At 68.8% G+C, this 17,515-nt stretch carries 14 protein-coding genes and 1 tRNA gene; 3 read left to right on the top strand and 12 right to left on the bottom strand.

Annotated features, from left to right (window positions below; genetic code table 11):
- Positions 1-172 precede the first annotated feature (172 nt).
- The 8 genes from ACIRQH_RS26250 to ACIRQH_RS26215 form a co-directional block, all read right to left on the bottom strand.
- Positions 173-1,960 (bottom strand): trypsin-like serine protease, encoded by a 1,788-nt coding sequence (locus ACIRQH_RS26250; RefSeq protein ID WP_388867067.1) that lies wholly within the window; start codon positions 1,958-1,960, stop codon positions 173-175.
- Between the two features lie 158 nt (positions 1,961-2,118).
- A complete protein-coding gene (gene rho, locus ACIRQH_RS26245) occupies positions 2,119-4,203 on the bottom strand; it encodes a transcription termination factor Rho (RefSeq protein ID WP_404227108.1) in 2,085 nt (694 codons plus the stop codon).
- Positions 4,204-4,591: 388 nt separating this feature from the next.
- Positions 4,592-5,521 carry a homoserine kinase gene (thrB, locus tag ACIRQH_RS26240; protein WP_356166730.1) on the bottom strand — a complete coding sequence of 310 codons (930 nt, stop codon included), beginning with the start codon at positions 5,519-5,521 and terminating at the stop codon, positions 4,592-4,594.
- Between the two features lie 396 nt (positions 5,522-5,917).
- The gene (thrC, locus tag ACIRQH_RS26235; RefSeq protein WP_388866617.1) at positions 5,918-6,976 is read right to left on the bottom strand and encodes a threonine synthase; all 1,059 of its coding nucleotides are present in this window, start codon (positions 6,974-6,976) and stop codon (positions 5,918-5,920) included.
- 6 nt (positions 6,977-6,982) lie between these two features.
- Positions 6,983-8,275 carry a homoserine dehydrogenase gene (locus tag ACIRQH_RS26230; protein ID WP_358815771.1) on the bottom strand — a complete coding sequence of 431 codons (1,293 nt, stop codon included), beginning with the start codon at positions 8,273-8,275 and terminating at the stop codon, positions 6,983-6,985.
- Positions 8,276-8,418: 143 nt separating this feature from the next.
- Positions 8,419-9,810 carry a diaminopimelate decarboxylase gene (gene lysA / locus ACIRQH_RS26225; RefSeq protein ID WP_404227107.1) on the bottom strand — a complete coding sequence of 464 codons (1,392 nt, stop codon included), beginning with the start codon at positions 9,808-9,810 and terminating at the stop codon, positions 8,419-8,421.
- A gap of 19 nt (positions 9,811-9,829) precedes the next feature.
- Positions 9,830-10,843 (bottom strand): ArgS-related anticodon-binding protein NrtL, encoded by a 1,014-nt coding sequence (gene nrtL / locus ACIRQH_RS26220; RefSeq protein ID WP_404227106.1) that lies wholly within the window; start codon positions 10,841-10,843, stop codon positions 9,830-9,832.
- 345 nt (positions 10,844-11,188) lie between these two features.
- Positions 11,189-11,701: a response regulator gene (locus ACIRQH_RS26215; protein WP_388866627.1), complete on the bottom strand. Its 513-nt coding sequence runs from the start codon at positions 11,699-11,701 to the stop codon at positions 11,189-11,191.
- A 151-nt stretch (positions 11,702-11,852) separates the two neighbouring features.
- Between ACIRQH_RS26215 and ACIRQH_RS26210 the strand changes: the two genes are divergently transcribed.
- From ACIRQH_RS26210 to ACIRQH_RS26200, 3 genes are all read left to right on the top strand, one after another.
- A tRNA-Arg gene (locus ACIRQH_RS26210) sits at positions 11,853-11,924 on the top strand.
- 214 nt (positions 11,925-12,138) lie between these two features.
- On the top strand, positions 12,139-12,729 hold the full coding sequence (locus tag ACIRQH_RS26205) for a DUF6932 family protein (protein WP_404227105.1): 591 nt from the start codon (positions 12,139-12,141) through the stop codon (positions 12,727-12,729).
- Complete coding sequence (locus tag ACIRQH_RS26200; protein ID WP_404227104.1) at positions 12,726-13,715, top strand: hypothetical protein; 990 nt, start codon at positions 12,726-12,728, stop codon at positions 13,713-13,715. Before ACIRQH_RS26205 ends, ACIRQH_RS26200 begins: the two co-directional genes overlap by 4 nt.
- A gap of 62 nt (positions 13,716-13,777) precedes the next feature.
- Here ACIRQH_RS26200 and ACIRQH_RS26195 read toward each other — a convergent pair whose 3' ends face one another.
- The 4 genes from ACIRQH_RS26195 to ACIRQH_RS26180 are packed head-to-tail and all read right to left on the bottom strand — an operon-like array spanning position 13,778 to position 17,464.
- On the bottom strand, positions 13,778-15,223 hold the full coding sequence (locus ACIRQH_RS26195; protein WP_404227103.1) for a tyrosine-type recombinase/integrase: 1,446 nt from the start codon (positions 15,221-15,223) through the stop codon (positions 13,778-13,780).
- On the bottom strand, positions 15,220-15,414 hold the full coding sequence (locus ACIRQH_RS26190; protein WP_404227102.1) for a helix-turn-helix transcriptional regulator: 195 nt from the start codon (positions 15,412-15,414) through the stop codon (positions 15,220-15,222). The genes ACIRQH_RS26195 and ACIRQH_RS26190 overlap by 4 nt, the downstream gene beginning before the upstream one ends.
- Positions 15,411-16,568 carry an AAA family ATPase gene (locus ACIRQH_RS26185; RefSeq protein ID WP_404227101.1) on the bottom strand — a complete coding sequence of 386 codons (1,158 nt, stop codon included), beginning with the start codon at positions 16,566-16,568 and terminating at the stop codon, positions 15,411-15,413. Before ACIRQH_RS26185 ends, ACIRQH_RS26190 begins: the two co-directional genes overlap by 4 nt.
- Positions 16,565-17,464 (bottom strand): bifunctional DNA primase/polymerase, encoded by a 900-nt coding sequence (locus ACIRQH_RS26180; protein WP_404227100.1) that lies wholly within the window; start codon positions 17,462-17,464, stop codon positions 16,565-16,567. The genes ACIRQH_RS26185 and ACIRQH_RS26180 overlap by 4 nt, the downstream gene beginning before the upstream one ends.
- Between the last annotated feature and the right edge of the window lie 51 nt (positions 17,465-17,515).

The raw sequence follows: 17,515 nt of genomic DNA, 5'->3' as shown, positions 1-17,515 counted from the left end.
TTCAGGGCCAGGCCCATCTGGTCGTGACGAGGCGTACCGCTCCATGGTCACTCCGTACGGTCAGACGGGGAAACTCGGGAAAGGGTTGCACAACGCTCTGTGCCCACCATGTGGCTCGATGGGCACAGAGCGTCACCGGTGAGGCCGGGTGCGAACCCGCTCACCTGCGGTTTCAGCCGAAGATGTCGTACTGATCGAAACCGGTACCGACCGAGATCCTTGTGGCAAAGATCTCGCTGGTGGCCTTTCCGGTCCCCGGGTACAGGTAGAGCGTGCCGCCGGAGGTGCGGGCCAGGAAGTCGGCCTTGCCGTCGCCGGTCACGTCACCGACGGCGTCGAAGGCGTTGTAGCTGCTCCAGGTGCGCACCTTGATGCGGCTGGAGAAGGCGCCACTGCCGGTCCTGCCGGTCCCCTTGTAGAGGTAGACGTACGAGCCGGACTTGCTGCGCGCGATCAGGTCGGCCTTGCCGTCACCGGTGAAGTCCCCATGTCCGCGTACGGAGTTGTACTGGCTCCAGCCGGTGCCGACCTGGACCCGCGAGGAGAAGGTCCCGTTGCCCTTGCCGGGGTACTCCCACATCGTTCCGGAGGAGTCGACGGAGAGCATGTCGGGCAGGCCGTCGCCGTTGAGGTCGCCGGGGGCGATGATGCGCAGGCGGGTCCCCCAGCTGCTGAAGATCTTGTCCGTGGACCAGCTGGAACTCGCCGCTACGTAGTGCATCCAGTAGACGTCGCCGCTGGCGCTGTCGCGCACCACGAGGTCCTGCAGGCCGTCCCGGTTCAGGTCGGTCTGGAGCACGACGTTGACGCCGTCCCAGTCGCCCCAGGAGACGCGCGTGGCGAGCGAGGTGCCCTTGGAGTCCTTCTGGTAGCCCTTTTTGCTGGAGGCGCTGCGCAGCCACAGGTCGGCCTTGCTGTCGCCGCTGAGGTTGGTGTCCTCGACGTGCGGCCAGGCGGCGCCGAGGTAGGTGCTGACCTTCGAGAAGACGCTGTACGCGCCCTTCGCGACGCAGTCCTCGACGCCCCAGGAGACGACGCCCACGATGCGGTTCACGCCGGCTGAGTCCTTGACGATCAGCGGGCCGCCGGAGTCGCCGTTGCAGGCCGTCGTGGTGCCGGCGTCGGTGCCCGTCGCCTTGGTGCCCGCGCAGACCATGTGCCCCGCCACGAAATCGCTGCCGTAGGCGCTCTTGCAGGTGGTGTCCGAGTTGATCGGCAGCGTGGCCGTCTTCAGCGTCTGGGAGATGTCGTCGGTGGTGGAGCTGGTGCGGCCCCAGCCGAAGAGCTTCGCGTCCGCGGACGTGTACGAGGCGGTGTCACCGGACGTCGTCATGCGGATCGGCTTGGCGGAGACGGGGTTCGCCAGCGTGATGACCGCGATGTCGTTGTCGATGGTCGTCGAGCTGTACGACGGGTGGTTCCACTGTCGCCAGGGAGCGCTGACCGTGGCCCCTTGCGGCAGGGTGCTGCCGCTCGCCAGCTGGGAGGTGCCGGTGATGACGGCACCGTTGGCCTTCCAGTCGTAGCCCTTGACGCAGTGCGCGGCGGTGAGGATCTTCGTCGGCGACACGACCGAGCCACCGCAGAAGAAGCCGATGTCGTTGGCCTCGTCGTAGTACCAGAGCTGGGCCATGAACGGCGCCGTGCCGATGCTGGTCGTGGTGCCGCCGATGATCTTCGGGTCGATCTTCGCCGTGCTCGTACCGGCGCTCAGGGACGTCTTCTGCGCCGTCCGGCCCGCGATGTCGTCACCGGCGACGGCGCCGGCCACCCGCTTCTCCAGCTCGGCCAGCGACGGCGTCGAGTGGGTGGGCCTTACGGTCGGTGTGGGCGGCGTCGAGCCGGGTGCGGCGTTCGCGGACGACATCAGGAGCGCGCCCGCGACGGCGGCGGCGAGGCCGGCCGCGGCGACCGGGACGGCTATCCGTATGCGGCGTCTGTGACGACCGCCTCCGGCCATGGGTGTGTCCACTCAAGTCCCCCCTCAGAGTCAAGAGTTCAGATCTGCTTCAGCAGACGTTCAGGGGCGCGATCGTACATGTGTCCCCATCAGCGCAAAGGGCCGCCCCCGTCACTCGCGTGACGGGGGCGGCCCTGGTGCTACTGGCCCGGAGGACCTCAGTCGTTGCCGTTGCCCGGCGACGGGGTGGTCTTCTGGATCTGGAGCAGGAACTCCGCGTTCGACTTCGTCTGCTTCATTTTGTCGAGCAGCAGCTCGATCGCCTGCTGCTGGTCGAGCGCGTGGAGCACGCGGCGCAGCTTCCAGGTGATGGCGAGCTCGTCGCTGCCGAGCAGGATCTCTTCCTTACGGGTACCGGACGCGTCGACGTCCACTGCGGGGAAGATGCGCTTGTCGGCGAGCTTGCGGTCGAGCTTGAGCTCGGCGTTGCCGGTGCCCTTGAACTCCTCGAAGATGACCTCGTCCATGCGCGAGCCGGTGTCGACGAGCGCGGTGGCCAGGATCGTCAGCGAACCGCCGTCCTCGATGTTGCGCGCCGCACCGAAGAACCGCTTCGGCGGGTAGAGCGCGGTCGAGTCGACACCACCGGACAGGATGCGGCCGGAGGCCGGGGCGGCGAGGTTGTACGCACGGCCCAGACGCGTGATCGAGTCGAGCAGCACGACGACGTCGTGGCCCAGCTCCACCAGACGCTTGGCACGCTCGATGGCGAGCTCGGCGACCGTGGTGTGGTCCTCGGCGGGACGGTCGAAGGTCGAGGAGATGACCTCGCCCTTCACCGACCGCTGCATGTCGGTGACCTCTTCCGGACGCTCGTCGACCAGGACGACCATCAGGTGGCACTCGGGGTTGTTGATGGTGATCGCGTTGGCGATCGCCTGCAGGATCATGGTCTTGCCGGTCTTCGGCGGGGCCACGATCAGAGCGCGCTGTCCCTTGCCGATCGGCGTGACGAGGTCGATGATCCGCGTCGTCAGCACGCCCGGGTCCGTCTCCAGACGGAGGCGGTCCTGCGGGTAGAGAGGCGTCAGCTTGTTGAACTCCGGGCGCCCGCGGCCGGATTCGGCCGCCATGCCGTTCGCGGAGTCGAGGCGGACCAGCGCGTTGAACTTCTCGCGGCGCTCGCCGTCCTTGGGCTGACGGACGGCGCCGGTGACGTGGTCACCCTTGCGCAGACCGTTCTTGCGGACCTGGGCGAGGGAGACGTACACGTCGTTGGGGCCGGGGAGATAACCCGACGTCCGGATGAACGCGTAGTTGTCGAGGATGTCGAGGATGCCCGCGACGGGGATCAGCACGTCGTCGTCGGCGACCTGCGGCTCGGCGATCTCGTCGCGTCCACGACGCCCACGGCGGTCGCGGTAGCGTCCGCGCCGGCCGCGGCGTCCGCCGTCGAAGTCGTCGTCGTCCTGCGGGCCGTTGTCACGCGGACCGTTGTCACGCGGGCCGTTGTCACGCGGCTGCTGGCGGTCCTGACGACCGGCGCCCTGCTGCTGACGGTCACGGTCCTGCCGGTCCTGCCGGTCCTGGCGCTGTCCGCCACCCTGCTGCTGACGGTCCTGGCCGCCCTGACCGGCCTGGCCACCCTGCTGCTCGTCACCCTTGCCACCGCGGCGGTCACGGCCGCCCCGGTCGCGGTCACGGCGGTCACGGCGCTCGCGACGACCCTCGGCGCCGTCGGCGTCGACCTGCGTCTGCGTGTCGCCCTTCGCCTCGGCGACGACCGTCTCGGGGGTGCCCGCCTCGGCGGTGGCACGGCGACGGCGGCGCTCGGCGGGGGCGTCGTCGCCCGCACGCTCGGTGTCGCCCGAACGGGCGGGGCCGCCGGCCGGCTGGCCGGGAATCTCGATCTGCTGCTGGGCCACGGCCTTCTCGGCGGCGACCTTCTCCGCCTTCTTCTCGGCCGGAGCGTCGGCCTCGTCGCCCGTACGCGCCTTCGAGGTGGTGCGGCGCTTCGGCTTGGTCTCCGTGGCCGCGTCGGCGGATGCCGCCTTGGCCGGAGCACCGCCGCCCGCCTGCGCCTCCTTGATGACCTCGATCAGCTGGCTCTTGCGCATACGCGCCGTGCCCCTGATCCCGAGGCCGGATGCGACCTGCTGCAGCTCGGCCAGCACCATGCCGTCGAGGCCGGTACCGCGGCGTCGCCTGGAGCCGGCACCGGTGGCAGGCGCGGAGGCGTCCGTGGCGGGCGCGGCAGCGGTCTCCTCGACACGTGCGCCCATCAGATCGGTGGTGTCGCTCACGAAGGGTCCTTCCCTGGAGCGGACGTCGGCCTGTCTGGCTCGGCGACCGGTTGTGCTGTCCGGCTTTGGTCCTTGCTGTGTGGACCGTGCCGGGGCGGTGGTCCGCCAAAGCGGCGGAAGAAATATCTGATGATGACGATTCCGGAGCCGAGGCACTGAATTACGGTGTCATCGGCATGGTCTCGCCGGTTCCGGAGCGTGCTCAGCACTGCTCAGCGCATAGCACCCAATGCAAGGCACAAAGCAGCTTGGGAGGCTCCCGGAAGAATGGGTGTCCCGGACGGGGACGCGAAGCACCTCGCCATGGTGGGGTCGGGTGCAGACTTGAGGTTAACACTACCGGATCCAACAAACATTCCCCCTCTCGAAATCCCGCAACCGTGCGTCGTCAACTGACGCCGACAGGTGCGAGCGGCAGCACGCACGCCCCCTGTGCATCGAGGTCCAGTCGGTTCGCGGCCCACCCCTGACCTGCGAGATCAGCGACCTTGTCGGCCGAGGCGCGGTCCGCGAGAGCGAGCACCGTGGGGCCCGCGCCGGAGATCACCGCGGGGATGCCGTCGGCGCGCAGACGGTCCACGAGCGCCGCGCTCTCCGGCATCGCGGGTGCCCGGTAATCCTGGTGCAACCGGTCCTCGGTCGCGGGCAGCAGCAACTCGGGACGCCGGGTCAGGGCCTCGACGAGCAGTGCGGCGCGGCCCGCGTTCGCGGCGGCGTCGACATGCGGAACGGTGCGCGGCAGCAGACCCCGCGCGGTCTCCGTGAGTACGGGCTTTCCCGGCACGAAAACCACCGGAACGATGGAATCGGTGGGCTCCATCCTGATCGCCCGGGCAGCGCCGGACTCCATCCAGGAGAGCGTGAAACCGCCGAGCAGACAGGCCGCGACATTGTCGGGGTGTCCCTCGATCTCGGTCGCGAGCTCGAGGAGCGCGGTGTCGTCGAGCCGGCTGTCCCCGCCTATCGTCACCGCGCGGGCGGCGACGATGCCTGCACAGATGGCGGCGGAGGAGGAGCCCAGACCGCGGCCGTGCGGGATGCGGTTGGCGCAGACGATCTCCAGGCCGCGCGGCTGGCCGCCCAGCAGGTCGAAGGCGGTGCGCAGGGAACGTACGAGGAGATGACTCTCGTCGCGCGGCAGCGTCTCACTGCCCTCACCTGCGATGTCGATGTGCAGCCCGGAGTCGGCCACCCGGACGACCACGTCGTCGTACAGCCCCAGTGACAGGCCGAAGGCGTCGAAGCCCGGGCCGAGGTTGGCGCTGGTGGCGGGGACGCGCACCCGGACGGCGGCGGCACGGAACGCTGGACCGGCCATCGCTCGATGACTCTCCTTGAGCTGCGTGATGTACGAGGTTTTCGATGAACTGCGGGAGGAACTGCGGCAGACGGGCACGAGGACCCGGAGGCCGCGGGGACGTCACGGCGCCGCGGCATATGCGGCGGGCGGGTTCGGTACAGCCTATCGAAGGAAGGTTCTGTGGCGACATAGGGCGCACGGGAGGCGCACGATGCGTGTCGTAAGCCCCCTGTGCACCCCCCGTCGGGTCACCTGGCGAACAGCTCTCGAAGCGGCCGGTTTTCATCGGCTTCCGACGGTTTTCCGCCCGCTTCCTCCGAGCTCCACGCCGTGTCCGACGTGGTCGGCGGGGCCACTGGGCCCCGCCTGGCGGGTTTACGCCTGGCGGCTTTACGCCAGACGAGATCGCCCGCGTTAGGCCAGACCGAGCCGCTCCGCGGCCGTCGCCGCGTCCACGGGGACGGTGACCGGCTGCGGAGCACCCGCGACCGCCCAGTCGGGGTCCTTCAGACCGTTGCCCGTGACGGTGCAGACGATGCGCTGGCCCGGGTCGACCTTGCCCTGCTCGGCCGCCTTCAGTAGACCGGCGACGGACGCGGCCGACGCGGGCTCGACGAAGACACCCTCCTGAGCGGCCAACAGCCGGTAGGCGCGCAGGATCTCACGGTCCGTCACCTCGTCGATGAAGCCGCCCGACTCGTCCCGCGCGGCGAGCGCGAACTTCCACGAGGCGGGGTTGCCGATCCGGATCGCGGTGGCGATCGTCGACGGGTCCTTGACGATCTCGCCGCGCACGATGGGCGCGGAGCCGGACGCCTGGAACCCCCACATGCGCGGGGTGCGCCGGGCGATGCCGTCGGTGGCGTACTCGGTGTACCCCTTCCAGTACGCGGTGATGTTGCCCGCGTTGCCCACCGGAAGGACGTGGATGTCGGGCGCGTCGCCGAGCATGTCCACGATCTCGAAGGCGGCGGTCTTCTGGCCCTCGATGCGCACCGGGTTGACCGAATTGACCAGCGCCACCGGGTAGTTGTCGGACAGCGAGCGCGCCAGCGTCAGACAGTCGTCGAAGTTCCCGTCGACCTGGAGGATCTTGGCGCCGTGCACGAGGGCCTGGCCCATCTTGCCGAGCGCGATCTTGCCCTGCGGCACGAGGACGGCACAGACCATCCCGGCGCGCACGGCGTAGGCGGCGGCGCTCGCCGACGTGTTGCCGGTGGAGGCGCAGATGACGGCCTTCGCGCCCTCCTCCTTCGCCCGCGTGATCGCCATGGTCATCCCGCGGTCCTTGAAGGACCCGGTCGGGTTGGCGCCCTCCACCTTGAGGTGGACCTCGCAGCCCGTGCGCTCGGAGAGCACCTGCGCGGGCACGAGCGGCGTACCGCCCTCGCGGAGCGACACGACCTCCGTGCTGTCGGATACCGGCAGCCGGTCCCGGTACTCCTCGATGATTCCGCGCCACTGGTGGGTCATTGCTGGTTACTCTCCTTCAACCCGCATGATGCTGGCGACGCCCCGCACGGTGTCGAGGCCGCGCAACGCCTCGACGGTCCCGTCGAGGGACGCGTCGGACGCACGATGGGTGACGACGACGAGGGATGCCTCGCCGTCCTTGCCGGACTGGCGCACGGTGTCGATGGACACCCCGTGCTCGGCGAAGACGGTGGCCACCTGGGCGAGGACGCCCGGCTTGTCGGCCACGTCCAGGCTGATGTGGTAGCGCGTCACGACCTCGCCCATGGGCGAGACGGGCAGTTGGGTGTACGCCGAGTCGCCGGGCCCGGTCGCACCGCCGAGCCGGTTGCGGCAGACGGCCACCAGGTCGCCGAGGACCGCGGAGGCGGTCGGGGCGCCGCCCGCGCCCGGCCCGTAGAACATCAGCTGGCCGGCGGCCTCGGCCTCGACGAACACGGCGTTGTACGCGCCGCGCACGGAGGCGAGCGGGTGGGTCAGCGGGATCATCGCGGGATGCACGCGCGCCGTGACGGACCCGCCGTCCGCGGCCCGCTCACAGATGGCGAGCAGCTTGATGGTGCAGCCCATGCCCCGCGCCGAGGCGAAGTCCGAGGCGGTGACCTCGGTCATGCCCTCGCGGTAGACGTCGTCGAGGCGCACGCGCGTGTGGAAGGCGATCCCGGCGAGGATGGCGGCCTTGGCGGCGGCGTCGAACCCTTCGACGTCGGCGGTCGGGTCGGCCTCGGCGTACCCGAGCGCGGTGGCCTCGTCGAGGGCCTCCTGGTAGCCGGCCCCGGACGAGTCCATCTTGTCGAGGATGAAGTTCGTCGTGCCGTTGACGATGCCCATCACGCGGTTGATCTTGTCGCCGGCGAGGGACTCGCGCAGCGGGCGGATCAGCGGGATGGCGCCGGCGACGGCGGCCTCGTAATAGAGGTCCCGGCCGTTCTCCTCCGCGGCCGCGTGCAATGCCGCGCCGTCCTGGGCGAGCAGCGCCTTGTTCGCGGAGACGACGGAGGCGCCGTGCTCGAACGCGGTGGTGATGAGCGTACGGGCGGGCTCGATACCGCCGATGACCTCGACGACCACGTCGATGTCGCCGCGTTTGACGAGGGCGGTCGCGTCGGTGGTGACCAGGCCGGGATCGATGCCCTCGCGCACCTTGGAGGGGCGGCGGACGGCCACGCCCGCCAGCTCGACGGGGGCACCGATGCGGGCGGCGAGGTCGTCGGCGTGCGTCGTCATGATGCGCGCCACCTCTGAGCCGACAACCCCGCAGCCCAGCAGCGCCACCTTCAGCGGACGCGTACGCATCATCCGACCTCGTTTCCTCATACCGTCTTCGGTTGGACCAGTCTCACTCACCGGACGGGAGTTTCTACCCTTCGTCCGGATCGTGAGACGTCTATTTCATTTTTCTGGTAGGTGGCGACAGGAGATCTTCCACCCGGTTCATCCGGTCAGCCGACGTCGAGACGCAGCAGGTCGTCCTCCGTCTCGCGGCGCACGATCACCCGGGCCGCGCCGTCCTTCACGGCGACGACCGGCGGGCGCAGCGCGTGGTTGTAGTTGCTGGCCATGGACCGGCAGTACGCGCCGGTCGCCGGCACCGCGATGAGGTCGCCCGGCGCCAGGTCGGCGGGCAGGAACGCGTCCTTCACGACGATGTCGCCGCTCTCGCAGTGCTTGCCGACGACGCGCGCGAGCATCGGCTCGGCGTCCGAGGTACGCGAGACGAGCGCGACGCTGTACTCGGCGTCGTAGAGCGCGGTCCGGATGTTGTCGGACATCCCGCCGTCGACGGAGACGTACGTCCGCAGCCCTTCGAGCGGCTTGATCGTGCCGACCTCGTACAGCGTGAACGCGGTGGGCCCGACGATGGCACGCCCGGGCTCGACGGAAATACGCGGCGTGCTGAGCCGGGCCGCCTCGCACTCCCGCGTGACGATCTCGCTCAACGCCTTCGCGATCTCGTGCGGCTCACGGGGGTCGTCGTCACTGGTGTACGCGATGCCGAGACCGCCGCCGAGGTCGATCTCGGGCAGCTCGACCCCGTGCTCGTCGCGGACGGCGGCCAGCAGCCCGACGACCCGCCGCGCGGCGACCTCGAAGCCGGCCATGTCGAAGATCTGCGAGCCGATGTGCGAGTGGATCCCGACGAGCTCGAGACCGTCGAGCGTCAGCGCCCGCCGTACCGCCTCGGCCGCCTGCCCGTCCGCGAGCGCGATGCCGAACTTCTGGTCCTCGTGCGCGGTGGCGATGAACTCGTGCGTGTGCGCCTCGACGCCGACGGTGACCCGGATCTGCACCCGCTGCCGCCTACCGAGCGACTGCGCGATGTGCGCGACCCGCACGATCTCCTGGAAGGAGTCGAGCACGATCCGCCCGACACCCGCCTCGACGGCCGCGTGGATCTCCGCGGTCGACTTGTTGTTGCCGTGGAAGGCGATGCGGTCGGCGGGCATCCCGGCGGACAGCGCGGTCGCCAGCTCACCCCCGGAGCAGACGTCCAGGTTGAGCCCCTCCTCGTGCAGCCACCGCACGACGGCACGCGACAGGAAGGCCTTGCCCGCGTAGAACACGTCGGCGTCCTGCCCGAACGCCGTACGCCACGCCCGCGCCCGCTCCCGGAAGTCCGCCTCGTCGACGAAGTACGCCGGCGTGCCGAACTCCTCGGCGAGCGCGGTGACTTCGAGCCCGCCGACGGTCACGACCCCGTCGTCCGCACGACGGACGGTGTGCGACCACACCTTCGGGTCGAGGCCGTTGAGGTCGGCCGGCGGGGCGCTGTAGTGGCCCTCGGTGAAGACGTCGGCGTGACGGGGCCCGGCGGGGTGTGCGGAACGGCTCATGTCGGTAGGGCTTTCTGCTTCAGAGATATTCGGGTGCGCTGATGCCGAGCAGGGACAGGCCGCCGGCCAGCACCGTCCCGGCGGCTTCGGCGAGCGCGAGCCGGGCGCGGTGGGCGGCCGAGGGTTTCTCGTCCCCGAGCGGCAGCACGAGGTGCTGGAACAGCAGAAGGGCGTCAGCGACAACGACGAGGTGCCGAGCCAGCCGATCGGGCGCCCGGTGCGTGGCGGCGAGACGAAGGACGTGGGGGTACTCGGCGAGGGCGGTGAGGAGGTCGGTTCCGGTCCGGGGGCGGTCCGCGCCGTCTTCATCGCCGGCGTCGAAGAGCTGTACGTCATTGCCGGGACGGCCGACGATTCCGAGGGCGGCGGCGTTCCTGCGCAGGGCCCGCGTGCGGGAGTGGGCGTAGCGGACCCGGAAGAGGGGGTTGCTCTCGCGCTGGAGAAGGTGATCGGCGCTGATCCGGGGCCGGTCGTGGGACGCCGGGTGCAGCAGCGCCCAGCGGGCGGCGTCGGCACCGAGCGGTGCGGGATCCTCCGGAGCGGGCACGGGCCGCAGGTTCACCGGCTCGGCGTGCAGTACCTCGGCCCGTCCACCCTGGGTGGCGACGATCCGTACGAGGGTGTCGGCCACGACCTCCGCACGCGTGTCATGTGGGACGCGCAGCTCCACGACCTGGCCGGCGAGGGCGTCGCCGTACCCGTACCGCGCGCCCTGCGTCAGTACCTCGTCCACCAGAGCGGCGGCGGCTCCACCCCCGAGGGTGATGTTGAGGAAGCCGGGCCCGGTGACGGTCACGTCGGCGACACCGGGATCGTCACCGATGTGCGGCCGCAGGATCTCGGCGACTTCCAACGCCGGCAGGCCGGCGGGCCCCGCGAGCCGCAGAGCGACGTTCGTGGCGTAGTCCCCGCGTCCCCCGGGCCCGGGCGGACTCACACCCGCACTCACCGGCACGGAAACGCTCAGCTCCCCCACGTCGACAGCACGACGCACCGCGCGCAGCACGGTACGGGAGAGCTCGACGGGGGTCACGGGACAAGCCTAGGGGAGAAGGGGGGTGGGGATGCGACCCGATTTGGGGGATCGTCCGGGATGTGGACGGGGGCTGCAGCGGGCCTTGAGCGAGGAGACCCGCGGGGTGGCCATTGCTCCGACGCACGACAGCTGCGGAGAAAGCAGAGACAGGGGAACAGGAAACAGAGAACGGGAAATAGAGAACTGGGAACAGAGAACGAGGAGCGGGCGAGGGAGTGACGACGAGGGGCTCATCGAGGTGGACCTCGCGGGGACTCGTCGATGTGGAGCCCGGGGCTCACGGGACTACGCGGCTTCGCCGACCTGCCCGTGGCGGATGGGGACGTCGAGGGAGCGGGGTCGTCAGGGCCCTGTTCGGCCGGCACGCTCGGCTCGGTCGACATCTTCGCCGACGACGCCACCGAGCCCGTCACCGTCACGGCCGGTCGCCTGTCCGCGCTCCACCAACTGCTTGACGAGCCGCACGAGTTCGGAGGGCTCGAAGGGCTTGGCGAGGAAGGCGTCGACTCCGACATCGAGGCCGCTCTCGACCTCGTACTGGGTACAGGCGCTGACGATGGCGAGCGGAAGGTTCCGCGTGCGGGGGTCGGCGCGGAGCCGGGCGGCGGTGCGCAGTCCATCGAGGCGGGGCATCACGACATCGAGGGTGACGACATCGGGCCGAACCTGGTGGACGACGTCCAGACATTCGGCACCGTCAGCGGCGGTCACGACCTCGAGACCCTCCAGTTCGAGGTTGACCCTGATCAGCTGCCGGATGACCTTGTTGTCGTCCACAACAAGCACCCGGCCGGACGCGCCTGGCACAACTCGAGAGTAGGTCCGGGCGAGCCGCCGCGTCCGGGTTTTCCCCACTTCCACCCCGTGCGGGCTCGACCACCCTCCGCGAACGGGCACCCCTCCCCCACGCCTCCCGACGCGCCCCGGCCGGGCACCAAAACCGGTGGCGATCACCCCGGAAAGAGCTGGTAGGGTTCTACCCGTCGCCGCACAAAGCGCCCGACACGCCCCCGTAGCTCAGGGGATAGAGCAACGGCCTCCGGAGCCGTGTGCGCAGGTTCGAATCCTGCCGGGGGCACTCGCCAAACCACCTACCAAAACTGGTACGTGAGCAGGGCGGATGCCTAGACGAGAGAGCGGGAGTCAGTCTCACTGACTCCCGCTCTTTCTCGTTCTCTCTCACTGTTCGCGACACACCTCCGACACACTCACGGCTCCGGTGGAGACGACGACCTACCTACTGTCCGTGCCTTCGTGTAGCGTCCGAGGCCGGTTGAAGGTAGGGGGTGCCTGTGATCGACTTCACGGTTCAAGCAAACGGTCAGGACTACTTCCTCGCGCCTGGCAGGTACCAGGTCGACGGTGACGAAGCCCGTGCACTGCTGGTCGATGGCGAGCGGTTCGCAGACTCGGCGACTCGCCAGCAAATCTGGAACGGCTTCGAGCTGTACATGGGCCACTTCTTCCGTTTGGACGAGCACTTCAGCGAAGAGCTGAAGGGGGAATCGCTCGTGCACTGCGTGTGGCTCGGGGGTAGCTTCGTCAGCTCTCGACTCGATCCCAGGAATGCCGATCTCACCATCTTCGTCAATGACGGGGCCGCTCGCGCGATCAAGGGGAAACCTCGGTCGGGGTGGATGACCAAGGCCTTCACACGGATACACACTGAGAGGGAGTACCTGCTCTCAGCTCTTGAGGTGCGCTACCAGCCCATCAGCTCTGTTTTTGACCTTGACGCCCTGGAACACCCCCAGCTTGAGTACCTACGCCAGCGCGGAGCATGGGATGACTGGTGGCAGCGTTGCAGACCTGCCGGCCAGAAGGATGCGCCTACGCTGGAGAGTGCAGTTCCGAAGCGAGGCTACTTGGAGGTGACGCTGTGACCACTAGCTGGCGGCAACGCATCTTGGAGAGCCACCGCACCGACCTGGATCAGTGGCTCGAGCATGAGGACTCTGCAGAGCAGGACGAGGACACAGTCGACTCGGAGCAGCGGGCCGAGTGGCTATCGTCCGTACAGCGCTGGAATCCAGAAGCGCGCCTTCGCGATGAACTGACCATCCGGCTCACCGGAGATGAGGCAGGCAAGGGCGGTCTTAGGTTCTCCGTCGGCAATGCCCTCCTGAAACCCCTTCAGGACGGAGTCACAGCCTCAACTGACGAAGACGTGGAACTTGAACTAGTCGGCATCTCGTCGGGCAGCACCGTTCTGCACGTTCGTCCCACGATACGTAAAACGCACAGCGAAGAGGAATTTCCGGACGTTGGAGCGTCGACAGAAGAGAATAGCGCCGAGGTAGCAGAGCAAGCTATTGGCGTATTGTTCGACGCTGTCAAAACAGTCGAGGCCAGAGAAGACGTCACCGAGTGGACGCCTATGCTCTCAAGCCTCTCAAAGCTGGTGAGCGCACTCGATCGTTTCGATCTTGCCGTGCAACTACGCTGGTTCTCGGGCGACGGCTCTGTCCAAAGCTCAGCGCTTTCTGAAACCGGCAAGCAATACGTCCGCGAGCTGCGCAGAACTCACGCTGAAGCATTCACTCACGTGCGACGCAACATCTCAGGGCGCGTTACTGAATTGAAGCTTGCAGGTGTGGCCGTGATCAAGCCGCCAGCAAGCCCGGCCGTATCCATCAAGTTCGAGCCCGGCCAGATCACTGAGGTCCCATGGGGCCTGGGTGACGAGGTACATCTGGTCGTGGAGGAACGCCGCCGATTGACCCGCGGCGGCGGGAGAACTGTAACCGAGTACCTTTTCCAGAGCACCTATGGAGATAGCGACGGAGTGGAATTCGTGGAACCGCCTGGCGGTTTCTCGCTTGACACACCAGTCGGTCTCCATCGGGACATCGAATCCGGAGAGCAGTAAATTGATCAGCGGGCGTAGCAGCGGGTCGTCGGGAAATTCCCTGACGACCCGCTTCCTTTCGTTCAATCACCTTCATCCTGCATAGCGAGCTCAATCCTCGCGTTCGCGATTTCCTCATGTCCGTCAACACAACCGTGGTAGCGGCGGTGAATTACCTCCGGCGAGTTGCCCACCCGCCGGGCCACTTCAGCAATCGGGACTCCAGCATTCAGCCAGCGTGTGATACAAGCGTGTCGCAGGTCGTACGGGCGCCCAGCCAAGGACGAGTCAACGCGCTCCGGCGGCAACGCATACTCCCGCGCTTCCTCCCACACGCGCCAGTACGTGGATGAGCCGACGACTGCCCCGCGCTCGTTCCCGAAGACGCGTCTCTCCTTGGCAGTCCCGAACTCCGCCAGGTGCGCTCGGAGGATGGCGACCAGGACAGGAGGGACGGGAACTGCTCGGTCCGCGGCTGCCTCGCGTGCCTTCAGGCCTCGGCGGTCGTGCCGCTCCCCGGAGTCCGTCCACTGCTTGCCAGAGACGGGACGTGTTTCCCGCAGCGTCAACTTGCCCCATCCCGCCTCCGGCAGGTGACAGTCCGAGAGCCGGAGTCCGACCGCCTCAGCGGGCCGGAGACCCGCGTAGTAGAGCACGGCGTAGAACGCGGCCAGGCGCCGCCCACGACTCCGGCCCCATGACCCGACATACGAAACAGCAATGAGCAACTGCCGTCCCTGCACGGCGTTCACGAGGACACGTGGGTCCACTACGTCGTCAGAGCCCACACGCTTCTTGCTGGCTCGCTGAAGCGGATTCTCCAAGAGCTCCCCGCGGTCCACCGCGTGTTCGAGCGCGGTGTTGAGGGCACGGCGACGCCGTTTGTACGTCTCACCCGCCGCACGGACGCCATCGAGGCGGTAGCTCAGGCGGTACTGAACGTCCTCGAAGACCCCGGCATCGGTCAGATCCCGGACCGGCCGGTCCGACGTCGTCAGCCACTCGTATGCAGCCTGCAACTCCGTCGGCGGCGCCTCCCCCGCGTTGGCGGGCACGATGCCCCAACGGAACGCCAGACGGAGGTCCGTGTCCGCCGGAACGCCCTCTCCGCGACGGACCATTGCGAGGGTGACGGCCGCGAGTCCGTCCGCCATGCTCTCGCGCGATTTGGCCGCGCTAGTACGCCATCGGCCTGCGATGTACTTTCGGCAGAACTCGAACCACCGCAAGAGATTCTTGGCATCAGCGGTTTCTGCTGCCGCGCGGACCTCGGCCTCCGGCAGTCCCGATTCCTTGTGGAACGCTTCGCCGCGCCGCATGGCCTGCCACAGCTCCGATCGGCGGCTGTCGGCGAGCGCGGTCGTGGCGAAGGTGTCACCGTGCACCTGTCCAGCGACCACCCAACGCAGACGGTAGGGGCGGGACTTCCGGCCGGTCTTCGTGACTTTCCACAGTCGGATGTCGAGGGAGTAGCCCGGCCGGGCGGATCCCCGAGGGCGCCCGGCCGGGATGTCGTTGTGCGTGCTCACGCGGCGTCCTCTCGCTCCGAAAGCCAGCGCTCGTATTCGGAGCGGCGGATGCGTACGTCACCGTTTGGCAGCTTGATCGCGCGAGGGCCCTTCCCGAGCTGGCGCCACCGGTAGAAGGTCGACGGAGCCACCTTCAGATCAGTGATGACCTCCTTGACGGTCATCTTCTCGTCGACCGTGCGGGCGCTCATTCCGCCGTCCCTTCGGCTTCGTCCGCACCGGACAGGCCGGACAGCTCCAGTTCTGACTGTCCGGGGTGTTCGGGCTGGTCAGGTGGGGTAACCGGACAGCCGGACAGTCCGGACACCTCCGGGGCACCCTGTGTCCGGGTCTCGGTGTCCGGGTAGTAGCGGCCGCCGGCGTCCTTGGTGAGCTGTCCGGCGTCGGCCATGCGGGAGCACGTCCGCCGGATCGTGTCCATGTCGACCTGCGGCAGCTCTCCCGCCATGTCCTTGGGCTTCGCACCGGGATGGGCCCGGACGTACCGCAGGATCGCGGCTCGGGTGTCCCCCACGGTGTGATCGGAGACCGGACCGTCCAGCAAATGCCAAGCACCGGAGGCAGCTTGGAAGCTGAGGGCGTACTCGGCTTCGTCCACGTCGCGGCCGGTGACGTGCAGGATGCCGTCCGCCTGCCCGCGGGCCCGCTTCAGCACGAGGGTGGCGTCTGCCGCGCCCGCGATGCCGTTGGTCCCGGACACCTCGGTCAGGAAATCGTCCGAGCCTGCCTTGCGGACGTGGTGGACCAGGACGACAGCAATGCCGTAGTGATCCGCGAGCCGCTTCGCGTAGCCGACGGAGACATAGTCAGCGTCGTACGCCGATACGCCCTGCGGGGCCTGTCCGCGCATTTTGGCGAACACGTCGATGACGACCATGCGGGCGTCGGGGTTGCGGTCCAGCCACTGCGCGATGGCTTCGGTTCCGCCCTGGGGAAAGGGTGGGCATTCGGTGACCAGGGTCAGACCGGCGGGTGCCGGCTGGCCTCCGAGCAGTTTGCCCATGCGGGTCTGGAGGCGGCGCGGGGTGTCCTCCAGTGCGAGGTAGAGCACGGGTCCGCCCTGGACGGGCACGGAGTCGAACGCCTGCCCGCCGGCCGCGACCGCGAGGGCGAGGCCGAGGGAGAGCCAGGATTTGCCGACCTTGGGCGGTCCGGCGAGCAGGCTGACGCCCTCGGCGAGGATGCCGGGCACGGCCCATTTCGGCTCGGGGAAGTTGGCGGCCATGAGCTGATCGGCCGTCCATGCTGTCCGCGGGCGCTCCCGCTTCGGCGGCGGGACCGGGACCGCTTCGGTGTCGCTGGGCACGGAGTACAGGTGCAGGGGCGGGATGGGGTTGGCGCTCATGCCGCCACCGTCCGAGGTCGCCGGGCTCCGGCCCGGAGCCCGGAGGCAATGGTGCGCCGCGCCTCCCGCTCGCTCTGGCCGACTTGGAGCGCTGCCGTTAGGAGCCAGCCGGTGACCTCGGTTTCGCTCAACTCGGCTCCGGTGACGAGCTGTCCGAGGGCGACCGCGGCGACGTAGAGCGCGTTGTTGTGCTCGTGCGGCCCGGAGTCGGTGACCCGCTGCACTTCGCCGTTGATCGCGGACCGGAGAAAGGCTGTGCGCCGGCCGCGCCCGGTGAGGGTAACCGTGATGGGTGTCTGAGGGGGCAGCGGCGCCGGGCGCAGGAGTTCGGCAAGCCAACCTGGCAGGGGTGCCACGGGGGCGTTGTGGGTGACCTCGTACAGGTGTCCGGCGAAGGTGCTGCCCGCGCCGACCACGAGTCCGCCCCACGCGCGGGTGTCGACCTTCCATCCCAGCCCGCGGGCGCTGTCCCCGGCGGTGTTGCGCAGGGGCTCGCCCTCGGGGGCGAGGAAGTACAGGTGGGTACCGCCGCTCCAGGTGCGGACGGTGTACGTGTCGGTGGGGAAGGGCTGGCCGTGGCGCTCGCAGAGTACGGCAAGGACGTCGGCGCCGTCGGTGACTCCGTACTCGGCCCAAGCATCCGGCGGAGTGTCGCCGGGGTGCTTGGGCTTGTCCAGGTCGATGACGATCAGGCCGGAGGGGCCGGTGGCGATGCCGACGTTCAAGGCGGCGACGGACCAGGCCCTGGTGATGCGGTCCGGGTCGGTGGTGGCGCGGGTCTCCCAGTCGGAGATGGCCGGGCGCTTGTCGCCAGGGATGAGGGGGAAGACGCGCCAGTCACGGGACGCTGCGTCAAGCGCGGCGGTGAGCTGGGCAGAGCCGTCCGGGTACGACATGCTGGGGTGCTCCTGTTCTGTCTTCGGATGGGCAGGGAGAACCGCGGCGGC

The sequence above is a fragment of the Streptomyces sp. NPDC102279 genome (genome assembly GCF_044766365.1).
Taxonomy (GTDB): Bacteria; Actinomycetota; Actinomycetes; order Streptomycetales; family Streptomycetaceae; genus Streptomyces.
Note: the sequence above shows the minus strand (reverse complement) of the source record. Positions and strands in the feature narration are given on the sequence as shown.

Excerpts from the sequence above, each read along its gene's own strand:
- ACIRQH_RS26230 (WP_358815771.1), bottom strand. The coding sequence starts at position 8,275 with ATGATGCGTACGCGTCCGCTGAAGGTGGCGCTGCTGGGCTGCGGGGTT.
- thrB (WP_356166730.1), bottom strand. The coding sequence starts at position 5,521 with ATGGCCGGTCCAGCGTTCCGTGCCGCCGCCGTCCGGGTGCGCGTCCCC.
- ACIRQH_RS26190 (WP_404227102.1), bottom strand. The coding sequence starts at position 15,414 with ATGAGCGCCCGCACGGTCGACGAGAAGATGACCGTCAAGGAGGTCATC.
- ACIRQH_RS26250 (WP_388867067.1), bottom strand. The coding sequence starts at position 1,960 with ATGGCCGGAGGCGGTCGTCACAGACGCCGCATACGGATAGCCGTCCCG.
- lysA (WP_404227107.1), bottom strand. The coding sequence starts at position 9,810 with ATGAGCCGTTCCGCACACCCCGCCGGGCCCCGTCACGCCGACGTCTTC.
- ACIRQH_RS26180 (WP_404227100.1), bottom strand. The coding sequence starts at position 17,464 with ATGTCGTACCCGGACGGCTCTGCCCAGCTCACCGCCGCGCTTGACGCA.
- ACIRQH_RS26185 (WP_404227101.1), bottom strand. The coding sequence starts at position 16,568 with ATGAGCGCCAACCCCATCCCGCCCCTGCACCTGTACTCCGTGCCCAGC.
- thrC (WP_388866617.1), bottom strand. The coding sequence starts at position 6,976 with ATGACCCACCAGTGGCGCGGAATCATCGAGGAGTACCGGGACCGGCTG.